The 25,363-nt window shown below is 64.1% G+C and carries 29 protein-coding genes; 22 read left to right on the forward strand and 7 right to left on the reverse strand.

Features of this window, described 5'->3' with window-relative positions; all coding sequences use genetic code 11:
• Nucleotide 1 precedes the first annotated feature (1 nt).
• Genes ACVCMJ_RS11940 through ACVCMJ_RS11950 form a run of 3 tightly spaced genes read right to left on the reverse strand, consistent with a single transcriptional unit; the run spans nucleotide 2 to nucleotide 2,623 of the window.
• Nucleotides 2-868 carry an amidohydrolase family protein gene (locus ACVCMJ_RS11940; protein WP_447081624.1) on the reverse strand — a complete coding sequence of 289 codons (867 nt, stop codon included), beginning with the start codon at nucleotides 866-868 and terminating at the stop codon, nucleotides 2-4.
• On the reverse strand, nucleotides 852-1,733 hold the full coding sequence (locus ACVCMJ_RS11945) for a sugar phosphate isomerase/epimerase family protein (RefSeq protein ID WP_447081625.1): 882 nt from the start codon (nucleotides 1,731-1,733) through the stop codon (nucleotides 852-854). Before ACVCMJ_RS11945 ends, ACVCMJ_RS11940 begins: the two co-directional genes overlap by 17 nt.
• Nucleotides 1,730-2,623, reverse strand: a complete 894-nt coding sequence (locus ACVCMJ_RS11950) for a 4-hydroxyphenylpyruvate dioxygenase (RefSeq protein WP_447081626.1) — start codon at nucleotides 2,621-2,623, stop codon at nucleotides 1,730-1,732. The genes ACVCMJ_RS11945 and ACVCMJ_RS11950 overlap by 4 nt, the downstream gene beginning before the upstream one ends.
• Before the next feature lie 395 nt (nucleotides 2,624-3,018).
• Here ACVCMJ_RS11950 and rpsL point away from each other — a divergent pair, with 395 nt between their 5' ends.
• The 11 genes from rpsL to ACVCMJ_RS12005 all read left to right on the forward strand — a co-directional run bounded on the left by rpsL (nucleotide 3,019) and on the right by ACVCMJ_RS12005 (nucleotide 14,780).
• Nucleotides 3,019-3,393, forward strand: coding sequence for a 30S ribosomal protein S12 (rpsL, locus tag ACVCMJ_RS11955; protein WP_447081627.1), 375 nt, complete (start codon nucleotides 3,019-3,021; stop codon nucleotides 3,391-3,393).
• Nucleotides 3,394-3,548: 155 nt separating this feature from the next.
• Nucleotides 3,549-4,019, forward strand: a complete 471-nt coding sequence (gene rpsG, locus ACVCMJ_RS11960) for a 30S ribosomal protein S7 (protein ID WP_447081628.1) — start codon at nucleotides 3,549-3,551, stop codon at nucleotides 4,017-4,019.
• A gap of 40 nt (nucleotides 4,020-4,059) precedes the next feature.
• A complete protein-coding gene (gene fusA / locus ACVCMJ_RS11965; protein WP_447081629.1) occupies nucleotides 4,060-6,162 on the forward strand; it encodes an elongation factor G in 2,103 nt (700 codons plus the stop codon).
• Between the two features lie 66 nt (nucleotides 6,163-6,228).
• A complete protein-coding gene (tuf, locus tag ACVCMJ_RS11970) occupies nucleotides 6,229-7,422 on the forward strand; it encodes an elongation factor Tu (protein WP_447081524.1) in 1,194 nt (397 codons plus the stop codon).
• Nucleotides 7,423-7,479: 57 nt separating this feature from the next.
• Complete coding sequence (gene rpsJ, locus ACVCMJ_RS11975; RefSeq protein ID WP_291771496.1) at nucleotides 7,480-7,791, forward strand: 30S ribosomal protein S10; 312 nt, start codon at nucleotides 7,480-7,482, stop codon at nucleotides 7,789-7,791.
• Nucleotides 7,792-8,168: 377 nt separating this feature from the next.
• Entirely contained in the window at nucleotides 8,169-9,206 is a 1,038-nt protein-coding gene (locus tag ACVCMJ_RS11980) for a TRAP transporter substrate-binding protein (RefSeq protein WP_447081630.1), read from the forward strand.
• Nucleotides 9,207-9,208: 2 nt separating this feature from the next.
• The gene (locus tag ACVCMJ_RS11985) at nucleotides 9,209-9,703 is read left to right on the forward strand and encodes a TRAP transporter small permease subunit (RefSeq protein WP_447081631.1); all 495 of its coding nucleotides are present in this window, start codon (nucleotides 9,209-9,211) and stop codon (nucleotides 9,701-9,703) included.
• Between the two features lie 45 nt (nucleotides 9,704-9,748).
• A complete protein-coding gene (locus ACVCMJ_RS11990) occupies nucleotides 9,749-11,068 on the forward strand; it encodes a TRAP transporter large permease (protein ID WP_447081632.1) in 1,320 nt (439 codons plus the stop codon).
• 7 nt (nucleotides 11,069-11,075) lie between these two features.
• Nucleotides 11,076-12,443: an FAD-dependent oxidoreductase gene (locus ACVCMJ_RS11995; protein ID WP_447081633.1), complete on the forward strand. Its 1,368-nt coding sequence runs from the start codon at nucleotides 11,076-11,078 to the stop codon at nucleotides 12,441-12,443.
• Between the two features lies 1 nt (nucleotide 12,444).
• Complete coding sequence (locus tag ACVCMJ_RS12000; RefSeq protein WP_447081634.1) at nucleotides 12,445-13,191, forward strand: enoyl-CoA hydratase/isomerase family protein; 747 nt, start codon at nucleotides 12,445-12,447, stop codon at nucleotides 13,189-13,191.
• Complete coding sequence (locus tag ACVCMJ_RS12005; protein ID WP_447081635.1) at nucleotides 13,188-14,780, forward strand: acyl CoA:acetate/3-ketoacid CoA transferase; 1,593 nt, start codon at nucleotides 13,188-13,190, stop codon at nucleotides 14,778-14,780. The genes ACVCMJ_RS12000 and ACVCMJ_RS12005 overlap by 4 nt, the downstream gene beginning before the upstream one ends.
• Before the next feature lie 50 nt (nucleotides 14,781-14,830).
• Here the strand turns inward: ACVCMJ_RS12005 and ACVCMJ_RS12010 are convergent, their stop codons facing one another.
• From ACVCMJ_RS12010 to eno, 3 genes are read right to left on the reverse strand one after another with little or no spacing between them, the layout of a single operon-like run.
• Complete coding sequence (locus ACVCMJ_RS12010; RefSeq protein ID WP_447081636.1) at nucleotides 14,831-15,844, reverse strand: LacI family DNA-binding transcriptional regulator; 1,014 nt, start codon at nucleotides 15,842-15,844, stop codon at nucleotides 14,831-14,833.
• The gene (locus ACVCMJ_RS12015; RefSeq protein WP_447081637.1) at nucleotides 15,841-16,848 is read right to left on the reverse strand and encodes a phosphotransferase family protein; all 1,008 of its coding nucleotides are present in this window, start codon (nucleotides 16,846-16,848) and stop codon (nucleotides 15,841-15,843) included. Before ACVCMJ_RS12015 ends, ACVCMJ_RS12010 begins: the two co-directional genes overlap by 4 nt.
• A gap of 11 nt (nucleotides 16,849-16,859) precedes the next feature.
• Complete coding sequence (gene eno / locus ACVCMJ_RS12020; RefSeq protein WP_447081638.1) at nucleotides 16,860-18,158, reverse strand: phosphopyruvate hydratase; 1,299 nt, start codon at nucleotides 18,156-18,158, stop codon at nucleotides 16,860-16,862.
• A 221-nt stretch (nucleotides 18,159-18,379) separates the two neighbouring features.
• Here eno and ACVCMJ_RS12025 point away from each other — a divergent pair, with 221 nt between their 5' ends.
• From ACVCMJ_RS12025 to rpsQ, 11 genes are all read left to right on the forward strand, one after another.
• On the forward strand, nucleotides 18,380-19,039 hold the full coding sequence (locus ACVCMJ_RS12025; protein WP_447081639.1) for a GntR family transcriptional regulator: 660 nt from the start codon (nucleotides 18,380-18,382) through the stop codon (nucleotides 19,037-19,039).
• A gap of 213 nt (nucleotides 19,040-19,252) precedes the next feature.
• Nucleotides 19,253-19,942 (forward strand): 50S ribosomal protein L3, encoded by a 690-nt coding sequence (gene rplC, locus ACVCMJ_RS12030; RefSeq protein ID WP_447081640.1) that lies wholly within the window; start codon nucleotides 19,253-19,255, stop codon nucleotides 19,940-19,942.
• A gap of 2 nt (nucleotides 19,943-19,944) precedes the next feature.
• On the forward strand, nucleotides 19,945-20,568 hold the full coding sequence (gene rplD / locus ACVCMJ_RS12035; protein WP_447081641.1) for a 50S ribosomal protein L4: 624 nt from the start codon (nucleotides 19,945-19,947) through the stop codon (nucleotides 20,566-20,568).
• Nucleotides 20,565-20,861: a 50S ribosomal protein L23 gene (gene rplW / locus ACVCMJ_RS12040; protein WP_447081642.1), complete on the forward strand. Its 297-nt coding sequence runs from the start codon at nucleotides 20,565-20,567 to the stop codon at nucleotides 20,859-20,861. The genes rplD and rplW overlap by 4 nt, the downstream gene beginning before the upstream one ends.
• Entirely contained in the window at nucleotides 20,862-21,689 is an 828-nt protein-coding gene (rplB, locus tag ACVCMJ_RS12045; protein ID WP_447081643.1) for a 50S ribosomal protein L2, read from the forward strand.
• Between the two features lie 10 nt (nucleotides 21,690-21,699).
• The gene (rpsS, locus tag ACVCMJ_RS12050) at nucleotides 21,700-21,975 is read left to right on the forward strand and encodes a 30S ribosomal protein S19 (protein ID WP_043678997.1); all 276 of its coding nucleotides are present in this window, start codon (nucleotides 21,700-21,702) and stop codon (nucleotides 21,973-21,975) included.
• A 3-nt stretch (nucleotides 21,976-21,978) separates the two neighbouring features.
• Nucleotides 21,979-22,308 carry a 50S ribosomal protein L22 gene (gene rplV / locus ACVCMJ_RS12055; protein WP_447081644.1) on the forward strand — a complete coding sequence of 110 codons (330 nt, stop codon included), beginning with the start codon at nucleotides 21,979-21,981 and terminating at the stop codon, nucleotides 22,306-22,308.
• Nucleotides 22,309-22,317: 9 nt separating this feature from the next.
• A complete protein-coding gene (gene rpsC, locus ACVCMJ_RS12060; RefSeq protein WP_447081645.1) occupies nucleotides 22,318-23,097 on the forward strand; it encodes a 30S ribosomal protein S3 in 780 nt (259 codons plus the stop codon).
• A 3-nt stretch (nucleotides 23,098-23,100) separates the two neighbouring features.
• The gene (gene rplP / locus ACVCMJ_RS12065) at nucleotides 23,101-23,517 is read left to right on the forward strand and encodes a 50S ribosomal protein L16 (protein WP_447081646.1); all 417 of its coding nucleotides are present in this window, start codon (nucleotides 23,101-23,103) and stop codon (nucleotides 23,515-23,517) included.
• A gap of 9 nt (nucleotides 23,518-23,526) precedes the next feature.
• On the forward strand, nucleotides 23,527-23,718 hold the full coding sequence (gene rpmC, locus ACVCMJ_RS12070) for a 50S ribosomal protein L29 (RefSeq protein WP_447081647.1): 192 nt from the start codon (nucleotides 23,527-23,529) through the stop codon (nucleotides 23,716-23,718).
• A 1-nt stretch (nucleotide 23,719) separates the two neighbouring features.
• Nucleotides 23,720-24,001, forward strand: coding sequence for a 30S ribosomal protein S17 (rpsQ, locus tag ACVCMJ_RS12075; RefSeq protein WP_447081648.1), 282 nt, complete (start codon nucleotides 23,720-23,722; stop codon nucleotides 23,999-24,001).
• An 81-nt stretch (nucleotides 24,002-24,082) separates the two neighbouring features.
• On the opposite strand, the gene ACVCMJ_RS12080 is transcribed toward rpsQ, so the two are convergent.
• The gene (locus ACVCMJ_RS12080) at nucleotides 24,083-25,330 is read right to left on the reverse strand and encodes an MFS transporter (RefSeq protein ID WP_447082586.1); all 1,248 of its coding nucleotides are present in this window, start codon (nucleotides 25,328-25,330) and stop codon (nucleotides 24,083-24,085) included.
• Nucleotides 25,331-25,363: the final 33 nt, after the last annotated feature.

Genomic DNA, 25,363 nt, shown 5'->3' on the forward strand with positions numbered 1-25,363 from the left:
GTCAGAGCCTGTCAGAGTGAAGGGATGGCTGGATTGGAGCGGCCTCGAAGCCGAACAACTGGAATGGGGTTTCCCACATCACCTGGTGCCGGATGACGGGGTCCGGCATCAGGGCCTCGGCGTACAGCAGCAATGGACCGTAGTCCAGCCGTTCGGGGGCCTTCAGGTGCGGCCAGTCGGATGCCCACATGCAGTGCCGGGGACCGAAGGCCTCCAGCAAAGTGTGGAGATAGGGCCTGGTGTCTCCGAATGGGTAGGGCTCATCGGAGTACTTGGACATGCCGGAGAGCTTCACGTAGGCCCGGCCGGTATCGGCCAGGCGCAACAGCGCCTGGAAACCCGGCTGGTCCAGGCCAGCCCGGACGTCCGGGCATCCCGAATGGTCGAACAGCAGCCGGGTTCGCGTGCGCCCGATCAAGGGCAGCAGGCCGAGCAGTTGATCCTTCTGGTACTGGATCTGGGCGAACATGTCCAGGTCTGCCAAGCGGTTGAACAGCGTGTCGGCCTGGCTGAAGTGGTCCACCCCTTCGATGGAAAGGTTCACGGTCACGCCCAGGACGCCCTGTGCCTTGAGTTCGGCCAGCCGCGCTTTCGATACGTCGTTGGGAACCAGCCCGATGCCCTTGAGGCGGCCCTCGCCGCGAGCCAGCGCATCCAGCATGCAGCGGTTGTCGGTCCCGTAGCCGGAGGTGGGCTGCACGACCAGTGCGTATTTCACGCCGTAGGCGCGCATGACGGCCCGGAACTGGAGCGCGGTGCCGATTTCCTGGCCGCTGGGGCGGTAACGCGTGTTTTCGATGTAGGGGAAGTGAAGGGGATCGATGACGTGATTGTGGCAGTCGATCTTGGGTTCATCGAAGATGGTCATGGTCCGGTCCTTTGCGATTCAGTGGCAGCCGACGCCGCAGTACCTGGGTGTTCACCCAGGCTGCCGACCGAGCGGCAAATCCCGCCACGGCCTGCGCGGGGAGTGCCTGGTAGTCTTCATTGAAGACGAGCAGGCTGTAGTCGCCGTCGTAACCCAGCCAGTCGATGTGCCGCACGAAGGCGGCCACCTGTTCCTGCAGCACGCCGTCCCCCGGAAAGACGCGCAGATGGTCGCCCGTCTTCTGTCCCAATTCGTGAAAGACCGGTACGCCGAAATCCGCGAGCTGGACGAGCAGGATCTTGTCGGGCCTGATCTCGTTGAGCGCATCCAGCGGCCGGCCGTCGGCGATGAAGTGGAATGCATCGAGCACCAGTCCCAGGTTGGCGTGGTTGACGCGGCTGACCACGTCCCAGGCCCGCGCCGCGTCCGGCACCGCGTGGCTCCAGGGGATGGCCTTGAAGCCGATGCGTACGCCCGCGGGCACGGCGAGATTGGCGAGCTTGCGCAGGTCCGCCTCGACGCGATCCGGGTCGAACTGCGCGTCCACCGTCGCCGATGCGCGCACCAGCAGCAGAGGCGCGCCCACGTCGGTACACATGTCCAGAAGGGCCTTGACGACGTCCAGCCTGTGGTTGTGCGTCGGGCCGCTCAGGCCTTCGTAGTTGCGCATGAGCTGCAGACCCGTGATGCGCAGCCTGCTCGCGTGCACCTGCTCGAGGGCAGCCCGGTAACCGCGGGGGTGGTTGGCCAGATCCCGCGCCCATAGCATGACTTGCGAGAAGCCCGCCGCCTCGGCGGCGGCCAGGCGTTCCTCGAGGGGTCCCGCCAGGCAGGCGAGATCCAGGCCGAAGGAATTGCGGTTCAAGCGGCACCCCGATCGGCCGTGGCCGGCGGTTCGCGGTGGACCAGCTCGAAGTTGACGTCGTAGGACAGCCCGGAAGTCACGGCGCCGTGAATGTCGGGGCGCGAGAATTCGTTGTTCTCGAAGGGAACGCCGCGCGCCTGCAGCGCCCGCACTGCGAGCGGCACGTCCGGCGTGCCGAAGGCCAGGCGCGCGAACTGCTCGTACCATTCCACGTCGAAGAGCGCATCGCCGACGGGCTCCACCAGCTGCAGATAAAAGCTTTTGCAGGGGCTTTGCAGGATGGTGCCGTTGGGCAGGATGCCGAAGTGGGTGTCCGGCGGCAAGGCGCGGAACCCCAGGAGCTGGGCGTAGAAATCGACCCATTCCGCGGTGCGGTCCGGATTGATGTATTGCACCAGACCGAAGAAATCCAGGCCCGGTACGATGGGCGTGATCTCGCGCTCGTCGGTCAGATAGTCGAAATCCACGTCGTAGATGGAGAAATCCCGCTGGTGGTCCACCAGGTAGAGCACCGAATCACCCACGCCATGGATGCCGGGGATGTTGAGCTCCATCACGTCGGCGCGCGTAGGGATGGGCCAGGCGCCCCACTGCATGCAACGGTGGTACGCGGCGTTGGCGTCCGCCACACGGATGGCCAGGGCGTTGATCTGGTCGCCTTCGTCAGGCTTGTCGTGGCTGGCCAAAGCCTGGGCGTCGGCATTGACGATGATGTTCATCCGTCCCTGGCGATAGAGGAACACGGCTCGTGAGCGGTGCCGGGCAATCAGCCGGAAACCAAGCTGCGAGAGCACCCCGCCCAACTCGTCGGGGTGGCGCGACAGGTATTCGACGAATTCGACGCCCTGCATCCCCAGGGGGTTCGTCTCTTCAACACCCTCGTGTGTCATGGAATGCTCCGTGGTGGCGTTCTGTTGGGCAGTTGACAATATCATAGCTGCCTGGCCGAAAGAATCCATTGCCAGGTAAAAAAGAAACATGCTAAGATTGCGAGCTTGCTGGGTTATTGGCCCCTGATGGCGGTATGCGCCGCCTGTCATTGGTGTCTTCGGGTTTCTGACGGATCCCGCTTCCGGCAACACCGAGGGCCCCGCGTTGGGGGTCTTCGTCGTGCAAGACCCGCTCTTTACGTCATTCGTGCCAGGCGGATTTTGCATGAACCGCCTGGGCTTCGGGGCTCAGTTCTAGTATTAGACCCAGTACTAACCCGGTACTGGACCCCGCGGCGCCAGACCCATGGATATCGACGTAAATGTACGCAAGTACAAAGGATGCGTAAAAGGTCATGCCTACCATTGCTCAACTGCTGCGCAAGCCGCGCCAGGTCAGTCGTGAGAACAGCAAGAGCCCGGCGCTGGAGAATTGCCCCCAGCGTCGCGGTGTCTGCACTCGTGTTTACACCACCACCCCGAAGAAGCCGAACTCCGCCTTGCGCAAGGTCGCCAAGGTACGCCTGACCAATGGCTTCGAGGTCATCTCCTACATCGGCGGCGAAGGCCATAACCTCCAGGAGCACTCCGTGGTCCTGGTGCGCGGCGGCCGCGTGAAGGACCTTCCGGGTGTGCGCTATCACATCGTGCGCGGATCGCTGGACCTGCAGGGTGTGAAAGATCGCAAGCAGTCGCGCTCCAAGTACGGCGCAAAGCGCCCCAAGAAGTAATCAGCCGCGTGCGCTGACTCCCAGCCGCCTTTCATCCGGCCTCATGGCCGAACGTGCAGCCGGAAAACGCATCTTCCGGCAGGTAAGTGGCTCTCCGATATGGAAGCCGTGGCCGCCCCAGGGCAGCTCAACTGAATCGTCACAAGGAAATAGAAATGCCTCGTCGTCGCGAAGTACCCAAACGTGAAATTCTCCCCGACCCCAAGTTCGGCAGTGTCGAGCTGGCCAAATTCATGAACGTCGTCATGCTGTCCGGCAAGAAAGCCGTGGCGGAACGCATCGTGTACGGCGCTTTGGACCAGATCCAGGCCAAGACCGGGAAGGAACCCATCGAGGTCTTCAACGCCGCGATCAACAACATCAAACCGGTGGTCGAGGTCAAGTCACGCCGCGTGGGCGGTGCCAACTATCAGGTGCCGGTCGAAGTGCGCCCCGTGCGCCGCCTGGCCCTGGCCATGCGCTGGCTGCGCGAAGCCGCGAAGAAGCGTGGCGAGAAGTCCATGGACCTGCGTCTGGCGGGTGAACTGATAGAAGCCGCCGAAGGCCGCGGCGGCGCGATGAAGAAACGTGAGGACACTCACAAGATGGCCGAGGCCAACAAGGCCTTCAGCCACTTCCGCTGGTAATCAGTCGGATATCAGACGGTTATTTACTAGGACAAGCATTATGGCCCGCAAAACCCCCATCGAGCGCTATCGCAACATCGGCATTTCCGCGCACATCGACGCCGGAAAGACCACTACGACCGAGCGCATTCTGTTCTATACCGGCGTGAACCACAAGCTGGGTGAAGTCCATGAAGGCGCTGCCACCATGGACTGGATGGAACAGGAACAGGAACGCGGCATCACCATCACGTCGGCGGCAACCACCGCCTTCTGGAGCGGGATGGAGCACCAGTACGAGCAGCACCGCATCAACATCATCGACACCCCGGGACACGTGGACTTCACCATTGAGGTCGAGCGTTCCATGCGTGTGCTCGATGGCGCGTGCATGGTGTATTGCTCGGTGGGTGGCGTGCAGCCTCAGTCCGAAACCGTGTGGCGTCAGGCCAACAAATATGGCGTGCCCCGTCTCGCCTTCGTGAACAAGATGGACCGCACCGGCGCCAACTTCTTCAAGGTCTATGACCAGATGAAGACTCGCCTGAAGGCCCATCCTGTGCCTGTCGTGATCCCTATCGGCGCCGAAGACAATTTCAAGGGCGTCATCGACCTTGTCAAGATGAAGGGGATCGTCTGGGACGAAGCCTCCCAGGGCACGAAGTTCGACTACATCGACATCCCGGCGGAGCTCGCCGCGCAGGCGGACGAATGGCGTGAAAAGCTGGTCGAGGCTGCGGCCGAGGCCAACGAAGAGCTGATGGATAAATACCTCGAGTCGGGCGAACTGTCCGAAGAGGAAATCAATCTTGGCATCCGCCTGCGCACCATTGCCTGCGAGATCCAGCCCATGCTGTGCGGCACGGCCTTCAAGAACAAGGGCGTGCAGCGCATGCTGGATGCTGTCATCGACTACCTGCCGTCGCCGGTGGATATTCCGCCGGTCAAGGGCACGGACGACGAGGGCAACGAAGTCCGCCGCAAGGCCGACGACAGCGAGGACCTCTCGGCGCTGGCGTTCAAACTCATGACCGACCCGTTCGTGGGCCAGTTGACGTTCATCCGCGTGTATTCGGGCGTACTGAAGTCGGGCGAAACCATTTTCAACCCGGCCAAGGGCAAGAAAGAACGCGTGGGCCGCATCCTGCAGATGCACGCCAACAACCGCTCCGAAATCAAGGAAGTGGTGGCGGGCGACATCGCGGCTGTGGTGGGTCTGAAAGACGTGACCACAGGTGAAACCCTGTGCGACGTGGGCGACCACATCCTGCTCGAAAAGATGGAATTCCCTGAGCCTGTCATTTCGCAGGCCGTGGAACCCAAATCCAAGGCCGACCAGGAAAAGATGGGCATTGCCCTGCAGCGCCTGGCGGCCGAGGACCCGTCCTTCCGAGTGCACAGCGATGAGGAATCCGGCCAGACCATCATCTCCGGGATGGGCGAGTTGCACCTGGAAGTCCTGGTTGACCGCATGCGCCGCGAATTCGGCGTGGAAGCCAATGTGGGCAAGCCGCAAGTCGCCTACCGCGAAACGATCCGCAAGACCTGCGACGAAATCGAAGGCAAGTTCGTCAAGCAGTCCGGCGGTCGCGGCCAGTATGGTCACGTCGTGCTCAAGCTCGAGCCCCTGCCCCAGGGGGGCGGCTACGAGTTCGTGGATGCCATCAAGGGCGGTGTGGTGCCGCGCGAGTTCATCCCCGCAGTGGACAAGGGAATCCGGGAAACCTTGCCGGCCGGCGTGGTGGCGGGTTATCCGGTAGTCGATGTCAAGGTTACGTTGTTCTTCGGGTCTTACCACGATGTGGACTCGAACGAAAACGCATTCCGCATGGCCGCGTCCATGGCGTTCAAGGACGGCATGCGCAAGGCCAGCCCGGTGCTGCTCGAGCCCATGATGCACGTGGAAGTCGAGACGCCCGAGGACTACGCTGGTACCGTGATGGGCGACCTGTCGTCTCGTCGCGGCATGGTGCAGGGCATGGACGACATCCCGGGCGGTGGCAAGATCATCAAGGCCGAGGTCCCCCTGGCCCAGATGTTCGGCTATTCGACCAGCCTGCGTTCGCAGACTCAGGGCCGTGCGACCTACACGATGGAATTCAAGCAGTACGCGGAGGCGCCGCGCAACGTCGCCGACGAAGTGATCGCTGCTCGCAGCAAGTAACGGGCGGCCCGATCCCCCGGGATCGGGCGCTTTCCCCTTTAAATTCTCAGGAATACGGGATTTATCATGGCAAAAGGCAAGTTTGAACGGACCAAACCGCACGTGAACGTGGGCACGATCGGGCACGTTGACCACGGCAAGACGACGCTGACGGCGGCCATCACCACGGTGCTGGCCAAGAAGAGCGGCCATGGCGAGGCCAAGGGCTACGACCAGATTGACAACGCGCCCGAAGAGAAGGCGCGCGGCATCACGATCAACACCTCGCACGTGGAGTACGAGACCGAGCACCGGCACTACGCGCACGTGGACTGCCCGGGGCACGCCGACTACGTGAAGAACATGATCACGGGCGCGGCGCAAATGGACGGGGCGATACTGGTGGTCTCGGCCGCCGACGGGCCGATGCCGCAGACGCGCGAGCACATTCTGCTGGCCCGCCAGGTGGGGGTGCCCTACATCATCGTGTTCCTGAACAAGTGCGACATGGTCGACGATGAGGAGCTGCTCGAGCTCGTCGAGATGGAGGTGCGCGAGCTGCTCTCGAAGTACGACTTTCCGGGCGATGACACGCCGATCGTCAAGGGCTCGGCCAAGCTGGCGCTCGAGGGCGACACGGGTCCGCTGGGCGAGCAGGCGATCATGCAGCTGGCCGAGACGCTGGACAGCTACATTCCGACGCCGGAGCGGGCCATCGACGGGGCCTTCCTGATGCCGGTCGAGGACGTGTTCTCGATCTCGGGCCGGGGCACGGTGGTGACGGGGCGCGTCGAGCGCGGCGTGATCAAGGTGGGCGAGGAGATCGAGATCATCGGCATTCACGACACGCAGAAGACGACCTGCACGGGCGTGGAGATGTTCCGCAAGCTGCTCGACCAGGGACAGGCGGGCGACAACGTGGGGATTTTGCTGCGCGGCACCAAGCGCGAGGACGTCGAGCGCGGCCAGGTGTTGGCCAAGCCGGGGTCGATTCACCCGCACACGAACTTCACGGCCGAAGTCTACATCCTGTCCAAGGAGGAGGGCGGTCGCCACACGCCGTTCTTCAAGGGGTACCGTCCGCAGTTCTACTTCCGCACGACCGACGTGACGGGCACCATCGAGCTGCCGGCCGACAAGGAGATGGTGCTGCCGGGCGACAACGTGACGATGACGGTGCAGCTGATTGCGCCCATCGCCATGGAAGAGGGCCTGCGCTTTGCCATCCGCGAGGGCGGCCACACCGTCGGTGCCGGCGTCGTCGCCACAATCATCAAGTAATTTTGATGCCTCGGCGGGGGCCATGCCCCCGCCGGTTTTCGTTCTTTAGGGATTCCCATGAAAAGCCAGAAAATCCGCATCCGCCTGAAGGCGTTCGACTACAAGCTGATCGACCAGTCCGCCGCCGAGATCGTCGAGACGGCGAAGCGCACTGGCGCCGTGGTCCGTGGCCCCGTGCCGCTGCCCACGCGCATTCGCCGCTATGACGTCCTGCGCTCGCCGCACGTCAACAAGACTTCCCGTGATCAGTTCGAAATGCGTACCCATCAGCGGCTGATGGACATCGTCGATCCCACCGACAAGACCGTGGACGCATTGATGCGTCTGGATCTGCCGGCCGGTGTCGACGTCGAGATCGCGCTGCAGTAAAACCCCCATCGAGGCACCGGTTCGGTGCCTCGCCGGGAAAAACGCCATGCCTTCGGGCATGGCGTTTTTCTTTGTGCGGCGCGCCTGTCCGTCCGCCGCACAGGGGCACCGGGGGCGCTCGAAAAGGCTCTCGTCGAGCGCCCCCCGGCTATGGTCGGCTCTGCCTGAAAACCCCGGTTGACTCTTACATATATCACAGATATAGTTAAATCAGCTCGACCCCGAGCGCTTTCGCACAGCGCCCCGAAAGGCCGGATGGAACCCGCTGGCGGGGCGCATGCAAGGACGTCACGGGGGCTCGGTGGATCCTGACGCAGGCACCCAGTTCAGAGAAACTGGAGCTCTCGTCGCCTATGTGAATATATTGGAGACATGCCATGCAAATAAACCGCCGTTCGCTGCTCAAGGCGGCGACCGCCGCCACAGCGACGACATTGCTGGGTGCGCCGGTGCTCGCCCTGGCGCAGAAAACCATCAAGTGGAGGGTCCAGGTCCTGTGGGGGGCAGGCGAAGACACCTACGCCATGTTCCAGAAGTTCTGCGACAACGTGAAGAAGAACACGGGCGGCCGCATGGAGATCACGCCGTTCTCGGCGGGCGCCATCGTGGGCACCTTCGAGACTCTGGATGCCGTCGGCCAGAATGTGATCCAGGGGCATTCCACGTATCCGGGATACTTCGCGGGCAAAGAAGCGGCGCTGGCCGTGATCGGCGACTTTGCCTTCGGTTATACCGAACCCGCACAGCAGAACGCCTGGCTATACGAAAAAGGCGGCATCGACATGATCCGCAAGGCCTACGACAAGTTCAATGCCCATACCGTCGGCTGCACCTGGTGGGGGGTCGAGTCCCTGTCCTGCAAGGTGCCGGTGCGCGGCCCGGACGACTTCAAGGGCCTCAAGCACCGCGGGGCGCAGGGCCTGGCGGCGGAAACCATCGCAAAGATGGGGGCATCCATCGTGGTGATTCCGGGCGGCGAGGCGTATTCCGCGCTCGAGAAGGGTGTCGTGGACACCGTGGACTGGTCCACCCTGTCGGTCAATAACAAGATCGGTTTCTTTGAGGTCGCCAAATACGCGACCTACCCGGGCTTCCACTCGATGCCGATTCAGGACTTCACGGTCAACAAAGCTGCGTGGAAGGCGTTGCCGGACGATATCAAGGGCATTGTCGAAAAGACCTGGAAGGAGTTCTCGGCCTACCAGGTAGCCACCATCGCCAAGAACGACGAGGCGATCGTTCCCGAGGTCAAGAAAAAGGGCGTGGAGCTGATCGACTGGAGCGACGAAAGCCGCCGGCGTAGCCGTGAGCTGGCCCACCAGGTCTGGGCGGAATGGGCCAAGAAGAGTCCCCTCGCCAAGCAGGCGGTGGAATCCCAGCAGGCCTATCTGCGCGAAATCAAACTTTTGGCGTGAACATGATCCACTCATTCATACGCATCATCGGGCGGGTGAATGAGTGGGTTGGCCGTCTGGCCGGCCTGCTCATCCTGCTCGTGGTGGCGATCATCGCGCGCGAGGTGATCGCCCGCACCGTATTCCATGCGCCGGCCGTCTGGGCGGACGAGTCCACGACCTACATCGCGGGCTTCGTCTATGTGCTGGGCGGCGGGTATGCCTTGCTGCACCGCCGCCACGTCACCGTGGACATGGTCTACGAGCTGTTCGGGTGGCGCGGACGCCGCGTCTGCGATCTGATCGCCTTCGTCCTGTTCACCGCTTATTGCCTGACCCTGATCGTGTATGGGTGGGACCTGGCCGTCACGTCGTTCCTGCAGGGCGAAACCTCGGGCACCTTGTGGAATCCGCCGATCTGGCCCGTGAAGTTCGCCATTCCGATCGCGGGAGCCCTGTTATTCCTGCAGGGTGTGGCCAACCTCCTCGAAAACTTCCAGCAGCGCAAAGACCGGTAAAGCGGTAAAGCGCGCCTCCCTCCTGCTCAAAGATAGCGAGAGATTATGTCTATAGGACTTTTGACGCTCGTCGTATTCGGAGCGCTGATCGCGGCGTTGATCGTCGGTTTGCCGATTGCGTTCGCAACCGCGGCCGTCGCCGTGGGATTGGCGATCTGGCAGTTCGATCTGAATACCCTGAACATCATCGTCAGCCGGGTGTTCACCCTGATGGGGAACAACATCCTGCTGTCCGTCCCGCTGTTCATCCTGATGGCTTATGTCCTCGAGAAAGCCGGCATCGCCGAGGACATCTTCAAGGCGGCCTACGTGTGGTCGGGAAAGCTTCGCGGCGGTCTCGCGGTGGCGGTCGTGATCTCGTGCGCGCTCATGGCTGCCATGGTCGGCGTGATCGGCGCGGAAATCGTGACCATGGGCGTCGTCGCGTTGCCGGCGATGCTGAACCGTGGCTACGGCAAGTCCCTGGCACTGGGGTCGATCTGCGCCGGCGGCGGACTGGCGACGCTGATTCCGCCCAGCGTGGTCTTCATCATGTACGCCCTCACGTCGGGCACCTCCATCGGCCAGCTCTACATGGCGGGGGTGCTCCCCGGGCTGCTGCTGGGCGGGCTGTACGTGGTGTACATCCTGACCCTCAGCTACTTCAAGCCCGCGGTGGCGCCCAGCGCCCCGCCCGAGGAACTGAACATCTCCCTGCGCGAGAAGCTCGGTTATCTGAAGAACCTCATCCTGCCGAGCTTCGTGGCCTTCTCGGTGCTGGGTTCGCTGTACCTGGGCTGGGCGACGCCCACCGAGGCGGCAGGCATCGGCGTCGTGGGCGCGCTGCTGGCATCGGTGATCAACCGGCGTTTCACCTGGAAGGGGCTGTATGCCGCGGTCGTGGACACGACCAAGGTGACCTGCATGCTGTACTGGCTGTTCTTCGGCGCATCCGTCCTCGTGGGCGTGTACACCATGGCCGGCGGCACGCAGTACCTGAAGGAAATGCTGCTCGGCATGCCGGGCGGCAGCTGGGGCGTGCTGATCGCCATCAATCTGATCTGGATCGTGCTGGGATGCGTGGTGGACTGGATCGGGATCCTGCTGCTGACCGCGCCGGTTTTCGTACCGGTGGCCATCCAGCTCGGCTTCGACCCGATCTGGCTGGGCGTGTTGTTCTGCATGAACATGCAGATCAGCTATATCTCGCCCCCCTTCGGACCGGCCGCCTTCTATCTCAAAGGGGCGGCGCCGGCCGGCATCACCATCGGCGACATCTTCCGGTCCGTGTGGCCCTTCCTGGGGCTGCAGCTGATTGCGCTGGGCCTGGTGATGGCCTTCCCATCCATCGCCCTGTGGCTGCCCCAAACCATGATAGGGAGGTAATACCGTCATGCAGCAACACTTGATTGCCCGCCAGGCCGTCGCACAGGATGCGCGGCCCGCCTGGCGGCTGGATACCGACGTCCTGATCGTCGGAGGAGGGGCCGCAGGCGTCGCGGCGGCCCATACCGCGGCCCGTCAGGGGCTGAAGGTCACCGTCCTCGAGCGCTATGGATTCTGTGGCGGCGGCGCGGTGGCCGGCCTCTCAGGCACGATCTGCGGCCTGTATCTGGCGCATGAAGACCCCGGTCATGCCCCTGAACGGCTCGTGCATGGCTTCGTCGACACCTTCATCGCCGCCATGGAGTCGCGTGGCGGCCTGGCCGACCCCGTGCGCTATGGCCTCACCCATACGCGGGTGCATGATCCGCATGTATGGCGCGAGTCCGCCGATGGCCTGCTGGCGGATCAGGGGGTGCAGGTGCTCTATCACACCATCGTCACCGATGTGCTGATGGAGGGCGGCGACCGCGTCGCGGGCGTGATCGCCTACACCAAGCAGGGCAAGCTCGAGGTCCGCTCCAGGATCACGATCGATGCCAGCGGCGACGCCGACCTGGCGGTGATGGCAGGGCTGGATACTCGGGTGGGCCAGGATGGTCAGGTGCAGAATCCGACCATGATCTTCCGCCTGTCGGGCGTGGATGTGGCGCGCTTCCTGGCGGAATACGGCGAGGATTCGATCCTGCCCGATCGGGTCACGCAATTGATCCTGTCGTGCAATGCCGCCGGAGATTACCGTCTGCCGCGCGCCAAGATATTCCTGTTCCCGACCCCGCGCCCGAACGAGCTCATCTGCAATGCCACCCGTGTCGTGGGGGCCGATGGGCGCGAGCTCAATCCGTTGCGAGCCCGGGACTTCACCGAGGCGGAAATCGAGGGCCGCAAACAGGTCCGCGAATACGAGCGCTTTTTCCGGGATCATCTCGTCGGCTGCGAACAGGCCTACCTGAACGATACCGGCGTGCAGGTCGGGGTGCGCCAGACGCGCCAGGTCGTGGGAAGGCAGACCTTGGGCAACAAGGACGTTGTCGTGGGGACCAAGTATCGCGACGGGATTGCCCGCTCGGCCTGGCCCATCGAACTGCACAGCGCCGAGAAGCCGCGCCTGTCCTGGCTGTTCGACGATTACTACGAGATCCCCTACGAATGCTTCGTACCCGTCCGGGGCGAGTCCCTGCTGTTCGCCGGGCGCTGTCTGTCGGCGGAGCACGAGGCCATGGCCTCGGCGCGCGTGACCGCGCAGTGCTTCAGCTACGGACATGCCATCGGCCACGCCGCGGCGCTGGCCGTCAAAGAGAACCTTTCCGTCGGGGAGGTCGAGGGGCGGGACATCCGCGAGCTCGTCAATCGCGACGGCGCGCAATTGGGAGTTTGACATGACGATTCGACGCAGTACGGAAGACGCGGTTGCGGTGCTGACCATAGACCGCCCGAACCGGCGCAATGCCCTCAGCGAGGACGCGGTGCTGTCCCTGAAGCAGCATCTGCGGGACATCGAGGCGGATGCCTCGGTGCGCGCTACGGTGATCACCGGAAGCCCGCCGGGATTCTGCGCCGGCAGCGACCTGAAGGAGCTTTCCGCCATGGACGTGGCGGGCATGTGCGCGCATGAGGCGGACACCGGCTCGTTCTGCCGGTCCATCAGCCAGTCGCGCAAGCCGGTGATCGCGGCCGTCGAGGGCTTTGCGCTGGGCGGTGGCTTCGTGTTCGCGGTGGCATGCGACGTGGTCGTCAGTGGCGCTTCCTGCCGCTGGCACTTGCCGGAGGTCCAGATCGGCTGGATTCCTCCGTGGGGACTCGAGATGGTCGTCGCGCGGGTGGGCCCGGTGGCCGCACGCCGCCTGGCCTGGGGGGCCGAAGCCATGGACGGTACGGAGGCCCACCGCATCGGGCTTGCCGACTATCTGGCCGATGATGGCCAGGCCCTGAACCGGGCACTGGAACTGGCGCAGCGGCTGGCCGCTCTGCCCGACGTTTCGGTGGCATCGGTGAAGTCGTATTTCGCGCCGCATGCGGGCCGCGACGGCGAGACCGGCGATGTGGTCGCCAACCGGATGTTTGCGGACAATTGCAGGCACCCCGTCGCCCTTTCTACCTTGAAAAAATTTGGAGTGCGTACATGAGCAAGTTCTGCTCTCTGGAACAGGCGGTCTCCCATGTGAAAGACGGCCAGACCGTCGCCAGTGTGGGCGTCATCGGGTGGATCACGCCGGATGCGCTGCTTCAGGCGCTGGGCGACCGCTATGAACGCGAAGGCGCCCCGCGCGATCTGACGTTCTATTTTCCCTGCGGCACCGGCGACGCCATGGAAATCGGCGGAATGGACCGGGTGGCGAAGCGGGGCCTGATGAAGCGCATCGTTTCGGGCTCCTATATCAACCCGGTTCATCCGCAGACCGGCGAGCGGCCCAAGTTGATGCAGTTGATCCGGCAAAACGCCATAGAGGCCTACAGTTGGCCCATCGGCGCATCGATGCATTGGCTGCGCGAGCTGGCCCGCAAGAGCCCCGGCTATCTCACCAGGGTCGGCCTGGGCAGCTACATCGATCCGGACCAGGATGGCGGCCGGCTGACCACTCTGGCCAAGGACGACCTGGTGCGCAAGGTGTCGTTCGAGGGTCAGGAGTATCTGTTCTATCCGACCTGGCCGATCCACTGCTGCTTCATCCGCGCCAGCGCCGCCGACGAGTTCGGCAATCTGTCGTTCGAGGACGAGGGGCTGATGTCTTCGGCACTGGCCCTGGCCCTGGCGACCAAGGCGTGCGGCGGCCGTGTCGTCGCCCAGGTCACCCGGTCCGTGGAACGTTACACGCGTGCCGCGGGCACGGTCCGGATACCTGGCGATTTCGTGGACGACGTGGTGATCGTGCCGGATCAGGTGATGGTGACGGACACACCCCACGACACCCGGTACTTGTCTCCCCGGAACCTGCAGCTCGATTCGCTGCCCAGGATCCCGTTCGGTCCGGACAAGATCATCGGCCGGCGTGCCTACCTCGAAATCCCCAAGCACACCCTGACCATTCTCGGTTTCGGAGCCTCGTCCGACATGCCTCTGGTCATGGCGGAGGATGGCGTGCTCACCGAGCGCACGATGGGAGATTACCGCTTCACCACCGAGCACGGCTCCTATGGGGGGGTCGTGATGACCGGATGGCAGTTTTCGGCGAACATGTGGCCCGAGGCGCTCGTTGATGGGGTCACCCAATTCGATGCCATCGACGGCGGCCTGTGTGAGTGCACCGCGCTGGCCTTTGCCGAGTTCGACGCGGCCGGCAATGTGAACGTCAGCAAGTTCGGGTCGGCCAATCCTGGTGCCGGCGGCTTCATCGACATCGCCCACAACGCCTCCAAGCTCATCTTCGCCGGCACGTTCACGACCGGGGGGCTGAGTGTCTCGGCCCGGGATGGCGTCCTGCACATTGACCGGGAGGGCAAGAACAAGAAACTGGTCGAGCGGGTCGGGCATATCACCTATCCGGTGCATGCGGGAGTGGCCGACAGGAACCAGCAGGCCCTCGTGATCACCGAGAGGGCCGTATTCTCGGTCACGGCCGGCGGGCTCGAACTGATCGAGATCGCCCCGGGCGTGGATCTGCAGCGCGACATCCTGGACCAGATGGGCTTTGTGCCCCGGATCAGCGACAGTCTGAAGTCGATGGACGACTGGATATTCAGGGATGAATGTCCGGCGGTTTCGGCGCTTCCGTGACAGTCCGCGGCCGCGCGGCGGTTTTTCGGGCTACGCGCCCGCGAGGCCGTTCAGCTGCTGCCGCGGGCGATGAGGGTGGACTGGAAGCGGCTGATCCGCGCGGTGCGAGAGCGGGCGGCTGTGCCGGCATCCCCGATGAGCAGGCTCTCCAGCAGCAAGGACGTGGCTGCGGACGCCATCGCATCGACCGGCAGGCGCATGCAGCTGATGCCGGGGCCCCAGAGTTCGAACCAGTCGGGATCGTGGTAGGCCATCAGGGCGAGCCGGCCCGGCACGGGGATACCCTGCTCGCGGATGGCCGCCAGCGCCCCCACGGCGAGTTCGGGGCCGGCCAGGATGACGGCCGTGGGCGGTGCGGGCAAGGACAGCAGTTCCATCATGGCCCGGTGGCCGAAATCCGGCCTGGGCGGGCCCTGGCGCAGCAGGCCGGGATCGCTGTCCAGCGACATGCCGCGCAGGGTTCGCAGATAGCCCTGGGCCCGTTCGCGGCCCGTGCTCAGCTGTGATGAACTGCCGATGTAGCCGATCCGTGCGTGCGATCTCGCGGCCAGGTGCCGCACCGCCATGGCGATCCCGGCGCGCTCGTCCAGGGCCACCGCCGGTGCCGCCAGACGGGGGTGCCGGCGCAGCAGTTGCACGGTGGGTATGGCCGCAAGAAGCCCGATGGATTCCGCGCACGGGTGGGCGGTCGGGGCGATGATGATGCCGGCCACCCGGGCCTCGCGCAGGCTTCTGATCTGTTCCCGTTCGATTCCCGGCTCATCCTCGGAGGTCGCCAGCACCAGCTTGTATTCGTGCTGGAGGAACGATGCGGACAGCCGCGACATGATCCGGCTGTAGAAGTCGTTGGCGACGTCGGGGAAGATCACGCCGATCAGCTCGCTGCGCGTGCGCCGCAGCATCCTGGCGCCGGAGTGTGGGATATAGCCCAGCGCGTCGGCGGTCTCGCGGATTCGCCGGCGGGTTTCCGGCCGCACCGACGGGGAGTCCCGCAGGGCACGGGAGACTGTTGGGTGCGAAACGCCCAGTCGGGCGGCAATATCCTTGATCGTGACGTTCTTCATGCCTTTTGGGACAACGCCCCGCGCCATGCCGCGGCGATCTCACCCAGGTGCCGGCGCGGCCGGGAGATCAAGGGCCGTGCGACCTGGCGCACGAGGTCCTTCTGCGACGTGTCGGTGACATATTCCACCGGAGATTTGCCGTCGATGCGCGCCAGAAACAGGGCGGGCAGCAGCCGCGCCGCCCGTTCTTCCAGGTCCGCGGCCGGCTCCCAGTCGACCTTCTCCAGATAGCCGTCCGTGAAGGCCTTGAAGCATCGCAGGAATGCGTCGCGGCGATCCGGCCGAGGCAGGCATTTCAACAGGAAATGATTGAGGCAGAACGCCAGGTCGAAGGCGGGGTCCCCGTACCAGGCGCATTCCGCATCGAGGAAGACCGGCGAGGAGGGGCCCACCAGAATGTTCTTGGGGCTGATGTCGCCGTGCACGAGCGCCTTGTGTGTGCCCAGCGTGTCCGCCGCCATGTCACGCAGGACCGTGCCCAGGTCCGGATGCGCCTGAGCGGTGGCGATCAGATAGGGTTCCAGGCGGATGGACTGGAAAATATCGTCGGTCGGGAACGCTCCGGGGACAGCGGGATCGCCTGCGGAGGCGGCATGCAGCCGGCCCAGCCTTGCTCCTACTCCCCGCGCGAAATCCGGATCGGCGTGCCCCGCCAGAAGCCTGGACTTCCAGACCGGGTGGGTGGCGCCGTCCAGGAACGACATGGCAAATGCGCCGATCCCGGGATCGTGTGCCAGCGGACGCGGGACGGATTCCGGCAGATGCCCGAAGGCGAATTTCATCCAGGCCCATTCGAAGCCGTTGCGCGATGTCGGCGCGTACCAGTCGCGGGCCACGCGCAGCTTGGGGAGGGCGCACTTGACGCACAGGGAGCTATCGTTGACGTCGACGCGCCAGATGTCGGAGGCGACGCCTCCGGTGAGGGGCGTCCAGCGCACCCGATCCCGGGGACCCGCGAGCCCGTGGACTCGCAGGAATTCCGGCAGGCGCGGGTCGGGTTGCATCGGCGCGGCGCTCACCGCTGGACCCGGGCCGGCAGCGACAGCACGTCGGCGTAGGGTGCGCTGCTGGCGGCCTCTATGCGCAGGAGCTGGTTGTATTTGCTCAGGGTGCTCGACGTGCGCAACGAGCCGATCTTGATCTGGCCGGCGGCGGTTCCCACTGCCAGATCGGCGATGAAGGAATCCTCGGTCTCGCCCGACCGGGCCGAGATGATCGTCGAATAGCCGTGCTGCCTGGCCAGGGCGATCACGTCCAGTGTGCCCGAGAGCGTCCCGTTCTGGTTCACTTTGACCAGCACGCCGTTCGCGGCCCGGTTCTCGATGCCCCTGCGCAGGCGATCCGGATGGGTCGTGAACAAATCATCGCCTACCAGTTGAACCTTCGAGCCCAGCGCGGCGGTGAGCGCGCTCCAGCCGGCCCAGTCCTCTTCGCCCAGGCCGTCCTCTATGGAGACGACGGGGTAGTCCCGGACCCACTCGCACAGCATGGCGATCATTTCGTCCGTGGTTCGTGTCACGCCTTCGCGGGCCAGCCGGTAGTCGCCCCGGTCGTTGCGCAGCGCGGTGGACGCAACGTCGATGGCGATGAGCACGTCCTCGCCCGGCCTCAGTCCGGCGGCCTCGATGGCCAGGCACATGAGTTCCAGCGCCACGCGGCCGCTGCGACAGCCGGGACTCAGGCCTCCCTCGTCCGCAAGCAATGTGGGCAGACCTCGCGCCTGGCAGACGCTCGATGCGGCGCCGCGGACCAGGGATATGGTGTGAATGGCGTCTTCGATGCTGGAGGCGCGCGCGGGAATGGCGAGGAAATCCTGTGCATCCATGCCGCCGCCGGCGTGCATGCCCCCGCTGAGGATATTCACCATCGGGAGCGGCATGAGGACCCGCGGATTGCCGGCCAGATCCGCGATGTGCATGTACAAAGGACGGTTGCACGCGGATGCGGCCGCCCGGCAGGCCGCAAGAGACACGCCCAGGATGGCGTTGGCTCCGAGTCTGCGCAACTGATTCGTGCCATCGAGTTCGCGCAGCTTCGTGTCCAGGCCGCGTTGGTCCATCGCGTCCAGGCCTGTCACTGCCTGCGCGATCTCGCCGTCGACATTGGCCACTGCCTGCCGCACGCCCAGGCCCCAGTACCGTTTCGGGTCTCCGTCCCGCAGTTCGTGGGCTTCGTGGGTGCCTGTGGAGGCGCCCGACGGGACGGAGGCCCGGCCCCGATGGCCTCCGGCCAGGCCGACGTCGACTTCGATGGTCGGGCGGCCCCGGGAATCCAGGATCTGGCGAGCGGCTACGGTCGTGATGGCGGTCAGCATCGGGAGATCTCGTGGGCAAACGGCGATGGGCGGATTACAGCATGCATTGCACACGTGTGCAACGATTCGCGGCACGGGTCCGGAAGGGCGAGTCTGCTGGCCCGGCGCCATTTCAAGCCAAGCAAACGCTACGGGTACAATGCGGGTGGCAGCCTTTCCTTCATGGGCGTTTCCCCCGATTCCCGATCGCTTCCGGCATCCCATTCTTCGTCGAATGACGCATGACTAAAGAAAACAAAAAAGAAACTTTGGTGAACATCGCGCATCGCGAGCTCGAACGGCGATTCGTGACGCTTGAACTGGCGCCGGGCACCATCTGGAAGGAAAGCGAACTGGCCGAACTCGTGGGCATCGGACGCACGCCCGTGCGCGAAGCGCTGTTGCGCATGGCGTCGGACCAGCTGGTGACCATACTCAAGCGCGCCGGTGTCGTGATCTCGACCGTTTCGATCCAGGATCAGCTCTGCGTCGTCGAGGCCCGCCGCGCGCTGGAGGCGGTGGTGTCCGTGCGCGCGGCCCGATGCGCGCTCGACAGTGAACGGCAGCATCTGCTGGAAATTGCCGACACCATCGAGGCCGCCGGGCGCAGGGACAACGTGCGGGATTACCTGCTGTCCCATTTTGAACTCAAGCGGCTCGTCGCGGTGTATTCACGCAACCCTTACGCGGCCCGGGCCTTGCAGCCGCTGCATACCTTCTCGCAACGCTTTTATTTCATTTACCATCAGCGGTTCAACAACCTCGAAGAAGTCGGCAATGCGCATGCAGAGCTGTCCCGCGCCATTGCTTCCGGGGACGTCGTTCGTACCGAGCAGTGCAGTACCCACGTGAGCGACATCGCCGAGGCGTTTACCCGCCGGCTGTTGCTGGACGCCGCGTAGGTGCCTGCCGGCCCCCCGCCTTGACGATCCGGGCGGACGGGTATTGCTCTGCAATGTGAATCGTGATACGATTTAGAGCTTCGCCGTCTGTATCGGCGATTTTTGCTGTGCATTGCAGCGGCGACACAGCCGCATGGTGCAATCAGTACCCTAGCCCCGGCCAATCGTAGTCGGGAATGAAAACTGTGGGGAAAACATCCCCCGGAGAAAACAATGTCGAATTCGACACCTACGCCCGCTGCCTGGCGGCTCGGGCTTGTGGGGCGCAAGGTTGGCATGACCCGCATCTTTACCGACGATGGTGAGTCCATCCCGGTCACGGTGCTGGACGTGTCCAATAACCGCGTGGCCCAGGTCAAGACACCTGACATCGACGGCTACGCGGCCGTGCAGCTTGCCTATGGCACCCGACGCGCTACGCGTGTGACCAAGGCTCTGGCCGGCCACTTCGCCAAAGCCGGCGTCGAGGCTGGCAGCATCCTCAAGGAATTCCGTCTGGATCCGTCCAAGGCCGCCGAATTCACGGCCGGTTCGGTCGTGACGGTGGAATCGGTTTTCGAGGTCGGCCAGCAGGTCGACGTAACCGGTACCACGATCGGTAAAGGCTTTGCCGGCACGATCAAGCGCCACCACTTCGGTTCGCAGCGCGCCTCGCACGGCAACTCGCGTTCGCACCGCGTGCCTGGTTCGATCGGTCAAGCCCAGGATCCGGGCCGCATCTTCCCCGGCAAACGCATGTCCGGCCATCTGGGCGATGACACCGTCACCGTGCAGAACCTGGACGTGGTGCGCGTGGATGTCGAGCGCGGGCTGCTGCTCGTGCGCGGCGCCGTCCCGGGCCACAAGAACGCGGACATCATCGTGCGCCCTGCCATCAAGGCAGCGCCCAAGAAAGGAGCCTAATCATGGAACTCAAGCTCCTGAATGATCAGGGTCAATCCTCGGCCACCGTGGCCGCCGCCGACGAAATCTTCGGCCGCGACTTCAACGAGGCCCTGGTGCACCAGGTCGTGGTCGCCTACCAGGCCAACGCCCGCACCGCCGACCGCGCGCAGAAGAATCGCCGCGACGTCAAGCACTCCACCAAGAAGCCGTGGCGCCAGAAGGGCACCGGCCGCGCCCGTTCGGGCATGACGTCCTCGCCGATCTGGCGGGGGGGTGGTCGCACATTCCCCAATTCCCCGGACGAGAACTTCAGCCACAAGGTCAACAAGAAAATGTACCGCGCGGGCCTGCGCGCCATTTTCTCGCAGCTTGTGCGCGAGGATCGTCTGGCCGTGGTGGAATCGTTCGCGCTCGAGACCCCGAAGACCCGGCTGGCCGCTGCCAAGCTGAAGGATCTCGGGATCAATGAGTCCGTCCTGATCATCACCGACGCGCTGGATGAAAACGTCTACCTCGCAACGCGCAACCTGCCGCATGTGGCAGTGATTGAAACGCGCTACGCCGATCCGCTGTCTCTGGTCCACTACAAGAAAGTGCTGATCACGAAGCCGGCGATCGCCCAACTCGAGGAGTTGCTGGGATGAATGCCGAACGTTTGATGCAAGTCATTCTGGCGCCCATCGTGACGGAAAAGTCCACGATGCTCGCCGAAAAGAACAACCAGGTCGTTTTCCGCGTGGTCGCTGATGCCACCAAGCCGGAAATCAAGGCCGCCGTCGAACTGCTGTTCAAGGTCGAGGTCGCCTCCGTCCAGGTCGCCAACCGCAAGGGCAAGGAAAAGCGCTTTGGCCGCTTCATGGGCCGTCGCCGCAACGACCGCAAGGCTTATGTGTCCTTGAAAGCCGGCCAGGAAATCGACTTCTCGGAGGTCCACTAAATGCCGCTGATCAAAGTCAAACCTACCTCGGCGGGCCGCCGCGGCATGGTCAAGGTCGTGCACCCCGAGCTGCACAAGGGTTCCGCCCACGGCCCGCTGCTGGAAAGCCAGTCGCGCGGTTCAGGCCGCAACAACAATGGCCACATCACCGTGCGCCATCGTGGCGGCGGCCACAAGCAGCACTATCGCGTCGTCGATTTCCGTCGCAACAAGGACGGCATCGTGGCGAAGGTCGAGCGCCTGGAATATGACCCCAACCGCACCGCCCACCTGGCCTTGCTGTGCTATGCCGATGGCGAGCGCCGCTACATCATCGCCCCGCGTGGTCTGGAAGTCGGCACCAAGGTCGTCTCCGGCCTCGAGGCTCCGATCCGCGTCGGCAACACGCTGCCCATCCGCGCCATTCCGGTGGGTTCCACGATTCACTGCGTGGAGCTGCTGCCGGGCAAGGGCGCCCAGATGGCCCGCTCGGCCGGTGCATCGGCGGTGCTGCTCGCTCGTGAAGGCGTTTACGCACAGGTCCGCCTGCGCTCCGGCGAGGTCCGTCGCGTGCATATCGACTGCCGCGCCACCATCGGCGAAGTCGGCAACGGCGACCACAGCCTGCGCCAGATCGGCAAGGCCGGTGCCACGCGCTGGCGCGGGATTCGTCCTACCGTTCGTGGCGTGGTCATGAACCCGGTGGATCACCCGCACGGTGGCGGCGAAGGCCGCACTGGCGAGGGCCGTGAGCCGGTCAGCCCGTGGGGCACTCCCACCAAGGGCTACCGGACCCGTCGTAACAAGCGCACAGACAATATGATTGTCTCGCGGCGCAAGCGGAAATAAGAGGCGAGCTATGTCACGTTCGATCAAGAAAGGCCCGTTCGTCGATGCGCATCTGATCAAGAAGGTCGATGCCGCCGTCGGGGGCAAAGAGAAAAAGCCGATCAAGACCTGGTCGCGCCGTTCCACCATCCTGCCCGAATTCATTGGGCTGACGATTGCCGTGCACAACGGCCACCAGCACGTTCCCGTCTACATCAACGAGAACATGGTCGGCCACAAGCTCGGCGAATTCGCCCTGACGCGGACCTTCAAGGGCCACGCGGCGGACAAGAAGGCCAAGAGGTAAGCCATGGAAACTAGCGCAGTCATTCGCGGCGTCCATATTTCCGCGCAGAAGACCCGCCTGGTGGCGGATCTGATCCGCGGCAAATCCGTGGCGCACGCCCTGAACATCCTGACGTTCAGCCCCAAGAAGGCCGCCGGCATCCTGAAGAAGGCGCTGGAGTCGGCCATCGCCAACGCGGAACACAACGATGGTGCCGACATCGACGAACTCAAGGTCACGACGGTCTACGTCGACAAGGCCCAGTCGATGAAGCGTTTTTCGGCCCGCGCCAAAGGTCGTGGCAACCGCATTGAAAAGCAGACCTGCCACATCGTGGTCAAGGTCGGGGCTTAAGGAGTCGCAATGGGACAGAAAATTCACCCGATTGGGTTCCGCCTCGCGGTCAACCACAACTGGACTTCCCGCTGGTACGCCAACGACAAGGTCTACGGCAGCATGCTTGCCGAAGACATCCGTGTGCGTGAGTACCTGAAGAAGAAACTCAAGCAGGCTTCCGTCGGCCGCATCGTCATCGAGCGCCCGGCCAAGAACGCCCGCATCACCGTCTACTCGGCGCGTCCGGGCGTGGTGATCGGCCGTCGCGGCGAGGACATCGAGAACCTGAAGACCGATCTGCAGCGTCTGATGGGCGTGCCCGTGCACGTCAACATCGAGGAAATCCGCAAGCCGGAAACCGATGCCCAACTCGTCGCCGATTCGATCGCCCAGCAGCTCGAAAAGCGCATCATGTTCCGCCGCGCCATGAAACGCGCCATGCAGAACGCCATGCGTCTCGGCGCCCAGGGCATCAAGATCATGAGCTCCGGTCGTCTGAACGGCATCGAAATCGCCCGTACCGAGTGGTACCGCGAAGGTCGCGTGCCGCTGCATACGCTGCGCGCCAACATCGATTACGGTTTTTCGGAAGCGCAGACCACCTACGGCATCATCGGGATCAAGGTCTGGGTCTACAAGGGCGACATGCTGCCCAACGGCGAAATGCCGCCCGAGACCGCCGCTCCGCGCGACGATGAACGCCGTCCGCGCCGTCCGCGCAGCGACCGCCCTGGCCGCCCCGGTGGCCGTGGCCGTGGCCCGCGTCGCGACGCTGCTGCCGCAGCGCCGGCGCCTGAAGGAGAATAAAACATGCTGTCACCCGCTCGCAGGAAATATCGCAAAGAGCAAAAAGGCCGCAATACCGGCCTGGCCACGCGCGGCGCACAGGTTTCCTTTGGTGAATTCGGTCTGAAGGCCACGGGTCGTGGCCGCCTGACCGCTCGCCAGATCGAAGCCGCTCGCCGCGCCATCAACCGCCACATCAAACGCGGCGGCCGCATCTGGATCCGCATCTTCCCGGACAAGCCCATTTCGCAGAAACCCGCCGAAGTCCGGATGGGTAACGGCAAGGGCAATCCGGAATTCTGGGTCGCCGAAATTCAACCCGGCAAGGTGCTGTACGAAATGGAAGGCGTGGACGAGTCCACCGCCCGCGAAGCGTTCCGCCTGGCCGCAGCCAAGCTCCCCCTCGCCACGACGTTCGTGTCGCGTCGCGTGGGCGCCTAGGAGTCCAACATGAAAGCCAGTGAACTGCGCGAAAAAGACGCCGCCGGGCTGCAGTCCGAGCTCGAGAGCCTGCTGAAGGCACAATTCAACCTGCGCATGCAGCGTGCCACCCAGCAGCTTTCCAATACCAGCCAGTTGGGGAAGGTTCGCCGCGACATCGCGCGCATCCGCACCATCGTGACTGAGAACGCAGGAAAGTAATATGACACCCTCAACCGAAAAGAGCACCGCCAAGCGTCAACGCACGCTGGTTGGCAAGGTCGTCAGCAACAAGATGAACAAGACGGTCGTCGTCAGCGTCGAGACCCGCGTCAAGCACCCCGTGCTGGGCAAATTCGTCAAGCGTTCCGCCAAGTACAAGGCGCATGACGAAAGCAACCAGTACAACGAGGGCGATACCGTGGAAATCGCCGAAGGCCGCCCCATCTCCAAGACCAAGTCCTGGACGGTGGTGCGCCTGATCGAGGCCGTCCGCATCATCTGATCGGCCCTACGGAAAAGCCGGCAAGTCCCGCCAGGGGCCTGCCGGTTTTTTTGTGGGCCGCGGGGGCCAGCGGCGCAAGCGCTACCGGACGTCCGCGAGGTTCTTCAGCTCCAGGCCTTTGGTTTCCGGAAGCAGCGTCGTGCAGATCAGGACCATGATGTAGGCGCCTCCCGCATAGATGCCGATGGCGGCGGCCAGCCCCAGGCTTTCGCTCAGGTAGCCGACCAGTGTCGGGAACAACGCGCCTATGCCCCGCCCGAAGTTGTAGGCGAATCCCTGGCCGTTGGCGCGGATCTCGGTGGGAAAGAGTTCCGTCAGGTAGGCGCCCAGCCCGCTGAAGATGCCGGATGCGGCGAACCCCAACGGGAATCCCATGACCAGCATTTCAGCGTCGCCCAGGGCCACCTGGGTGTAGATGTACAGCGAGATCGCCGACAGGATGGCAAAGATGATGACGTTCATGCGCCGTCCCAGCTTGTCCGTCAGCCAGGCACCCACCAGATAGCCGCAGAACGATCCCGCGATGATGACCAGCAGGTAGCCGCCGGTATTCAGGACCGACAGGTGCCGGACGGTCTTCAGATAGGTGGGCAGCCATGTCGTGACCGCGTAGTAGCCGCCCTGGATGCCGGTGCACAGCAATGCCGAGAGGATCGTGGTGCGGATCACGCCGGGGGAGAAGATCAGCCAGGGCGAATAGCGTTCGGCACCGGCTTCATGCCGCTTGCGCGCCTGGACGAAGACCTCGGGTTCGCGGACGTGCTTGCGGATGTAGAAGACCAGCCCCGCCGGCAGGACGCCGATCCAGAAGAGCGCGCGCCAGGCGTATTCCTCGGGCAGGACCGAGAAGAGCAGCGAGTACAGCAGCGCCGCCACCCCCCAGCCGATGGCCCAGCCGCTCTGGACGGTGCCGACTGCCTTGCCCCGATTGGCGGTCGAGATGACCTCGCCCATCAGGACTGACCCCACGGCCCATTCGCCCCCGAAGCCCAGGCCCTGCAGTGCCCGGAGCACGAAGATCTGCCAGAAGTTCTGTGTGAAGCCGACGGCGACCGTACAGATCGAAAACCACAGGATGGTCACCATCAGGACCCGGACGCGCCCGAAGCGGTCGGCCAGGATGCCCGCGCCCCAGCCCCCGATGGCCGAGAACAGCAGCGTGATGGTTCCCAGCAGGCCGGCCTGTCCGCGGTCGATATGCCAGAGCTGAATCAGCGTCGCGATGGCGAAGGTGTACACCATGTAATCCAGCGCGTCGATCGCCCAGCCCAGAAACGAGGCCTTGAAGGTGCGCTTGCCGTTTGCGTCCAGCTCCTGGTACCAACTCATCATGATGGTTCCCTCATGCAGGTCAGTCTTGCG

This window comes from Castellaniella sp. UC4447_H14, from assembly GCF_052978285.1.

What these genes read in the sequence shown, in the direction of transcription:
- ACVCMJ_RS12015 (WP_447081637.1), bottom strand. Translation starts at nt 16,848, where the DNA reads ATGCAACCCGACCCGCGCCTGCCGGAATTCCTGCGAGTCCACGGGCTC.
- rplP (WP_447081646.1), top strand. Translation starts at nt 23,101, where the DNA reads ATGCTGTCACCCGCTCGCAGGAAATATCGCAAAGAGCAAAAAGGCCGC.
- rplV (WP_447081644.1), top strand. Translation starts at nt 21,979, where the DNA reads ATGGAAACTAGCGCAGTCATTCGCGGCGTCCATATTTCCGCGCAGAAG.
- rplB (WP_447081643.1), top strand. Translation starts at nt 20,862, where the DNA reads ATGCCGCTGATCAAAGTCAAACCTACCTCGGCGGGCCGCCGCGGCATG.
- eno (WP_447081638.1), bottom strand. Translation starts at nt 18,158, where the DNA reads ATGCTGACCGCCATCACGACCGTAGCCGCTCGCCAGATCCTGGATTCC.
- ACVCMJ_RS12025 (WP_447081639.1), top strand. Translation starts at nt 18,380, where the DNA reads ATGACTAAAGAAAACAAAAAAGAAACTTTGGTGAACATCGCGCATCGC.
- ACVCMJ_RS12005 (WP_447081635.1), top strand. Translation starts at nt 13,188, where the DNA reads ATGAGCAAGTTCTGCTCTCTGGAACAGGCGGTCTCCCATGTGAAAGAC.
- rpsC (WP_447081645.1), top strand. Translation starts at nt 22,318, where the DNA reads ATGGGACAGAAAATTCACCCGATTGGGTTCCGCCTCGCGGTCAACCAC.
- ACVCMJ_RS12000 (WP_447081634.1), top strand. Translation starts at nt 12,445, where the DNA reads ATGACGATTCGACGCAGTACGGAAGACGCGGTTGCGGTGCTGACCATA.
- rplC (WP_447081640.1), top strand. Translation starts at nt 19,253, where the DNA reads ATGTCGAATTCGACACCTACGCCCGCTGCCTGGCGGCTCGGGCTTGTG.
- ACVCMJ_RS11995 (WP_447081633.1), top strand. Translation starts at nt 11,076, where the DNA reads ATGCAGCAACACTTGATTGCCCGCCAGGCCGTCGCACAGGATGCGCGG.
- ACVCMJ_RS11990 (WP_447081632.1), top strand. Translation starts at nt 9,749, where the DNA reads ATGTCTATAGGACTTTTGACGCTCGTCGTATTCGGAGCGCTGATCGCG.
- ACVCMJ_RS12010 (WP_447081636.1), bottom strand. Translation starts at nt 15,844, where the DNA reads ATGAAGAACGTCACGATCAAGGATATTGCCGCCCGACTGGGCGTTTCG.
- rpsG (WP_447081628.1), top strand. Translation starts at nt 3,549, where the DNA reads ATGCCTCGTCGTCGCGAAGTACCCAAACGTGAAATTCTCCCCGACCCC.
- ACVCMJ_RS11940 (WP_447081624.1), bottom strand. Translation starts at nt 868, where the DNA reads ATGACCATCTTCGATGAACCCAAGATCGACTGCCACAATCACGTCATC.
- ACVCMJ_RS11985 (WP_447081631.1), top strand. Translation starts at nt 9,209, where the DNA reads ATGATCCACTCATTCATACGCATCATCGGGCGGGTGAATGAGTGGGTT.
- rpsQ (WP_447081648.1), top strand. Translation starts at nt 23,720, where the DNA reads ATGACACCCTCAACCGAAAAGAGCACCGCCAAGCGTCAACGCACGCTG.
- ACVCMJ_RS11950 (WP_447081626.1), bottom strand. Translation starts at nt 2,623, where the DNA reads ATGACACACGAGGGTGTTGAAGAGACGAACCCCCTGGGGATGCAGGGC.
- ACVCMJ_RS11980 (WP_447081630.1), top strand. Translation starts at nt 8,169, where the DNA reads ATGCAAATAAACCGCCGTTCGCTGCTCAAGGCGGCGACCGCCGCCACA.
- fusA (WP_447081629.1), top strand. Translation starts at nt 4,060, where the DNA reads ATGGCCCGCAAAACCCCCATCGAGCGCTATCGCAACATCGGCATTTCC.
- rpsS (WP_043678997.1), top strand. Translation starts at nt 21,700, where the DNA reads ATGTCACGTTCGATCAAGAAAGGCCCGTTCGTCGATGCGCATCTGATC.
- ACVCMJ_RS12080 (WP_447082586.1), bottom strand. Translation starts at nt 25,330, where the DNA reads ATGAGTTGGTACCAGGAGCTGGACGCAAACGGCAAGCGCACCTTCAAG.
- rpsL (WP_447081627.1), top strand. Translation starts at nt 3,019, where the DNA reads ATGCCTACCATTGCTCAACTGCTGCGCAAGCCGCGCCAGGTCAGTCGT.
- rpmC (WP_447081647.1), top strand. Translation starts at nt 23,527, where the DNA reads ATGAAAGCCAGTGAACTGCGCGAAAAAGACGCCGCCGGGCTGCAGTCC.
- tuf (WP_447081524.1), top strand. Translation starts at nt 6,229, where the DNA reads ATGGCAAAAGGCAAGTTTGAACGGACCAAACCGCACGTGAACGTGGGC.
- rplW (WP_447081642.1), top strand. Translation starts at nt 20,565, where the DNA reads ATGAATGCCGAACGTTTGATGCAAGTCATTCTGGCGCCCATCGTGACG.
- rplD (WP_447081641.1), top strand. Translation starts at nt 19,945, where the DNA reads ATGGAACTCAAGCTCCTGAATGATCAGGGTCAATCCTCGGCCACCGTG.
- rpsJ (WP_291771496.1), top strand. Translation starts at nt 7,480, where the DNA reads ATGAAAAGCCAGAAAATCCGCATCCGCCTGAAGGCGTTCGACTACAAG.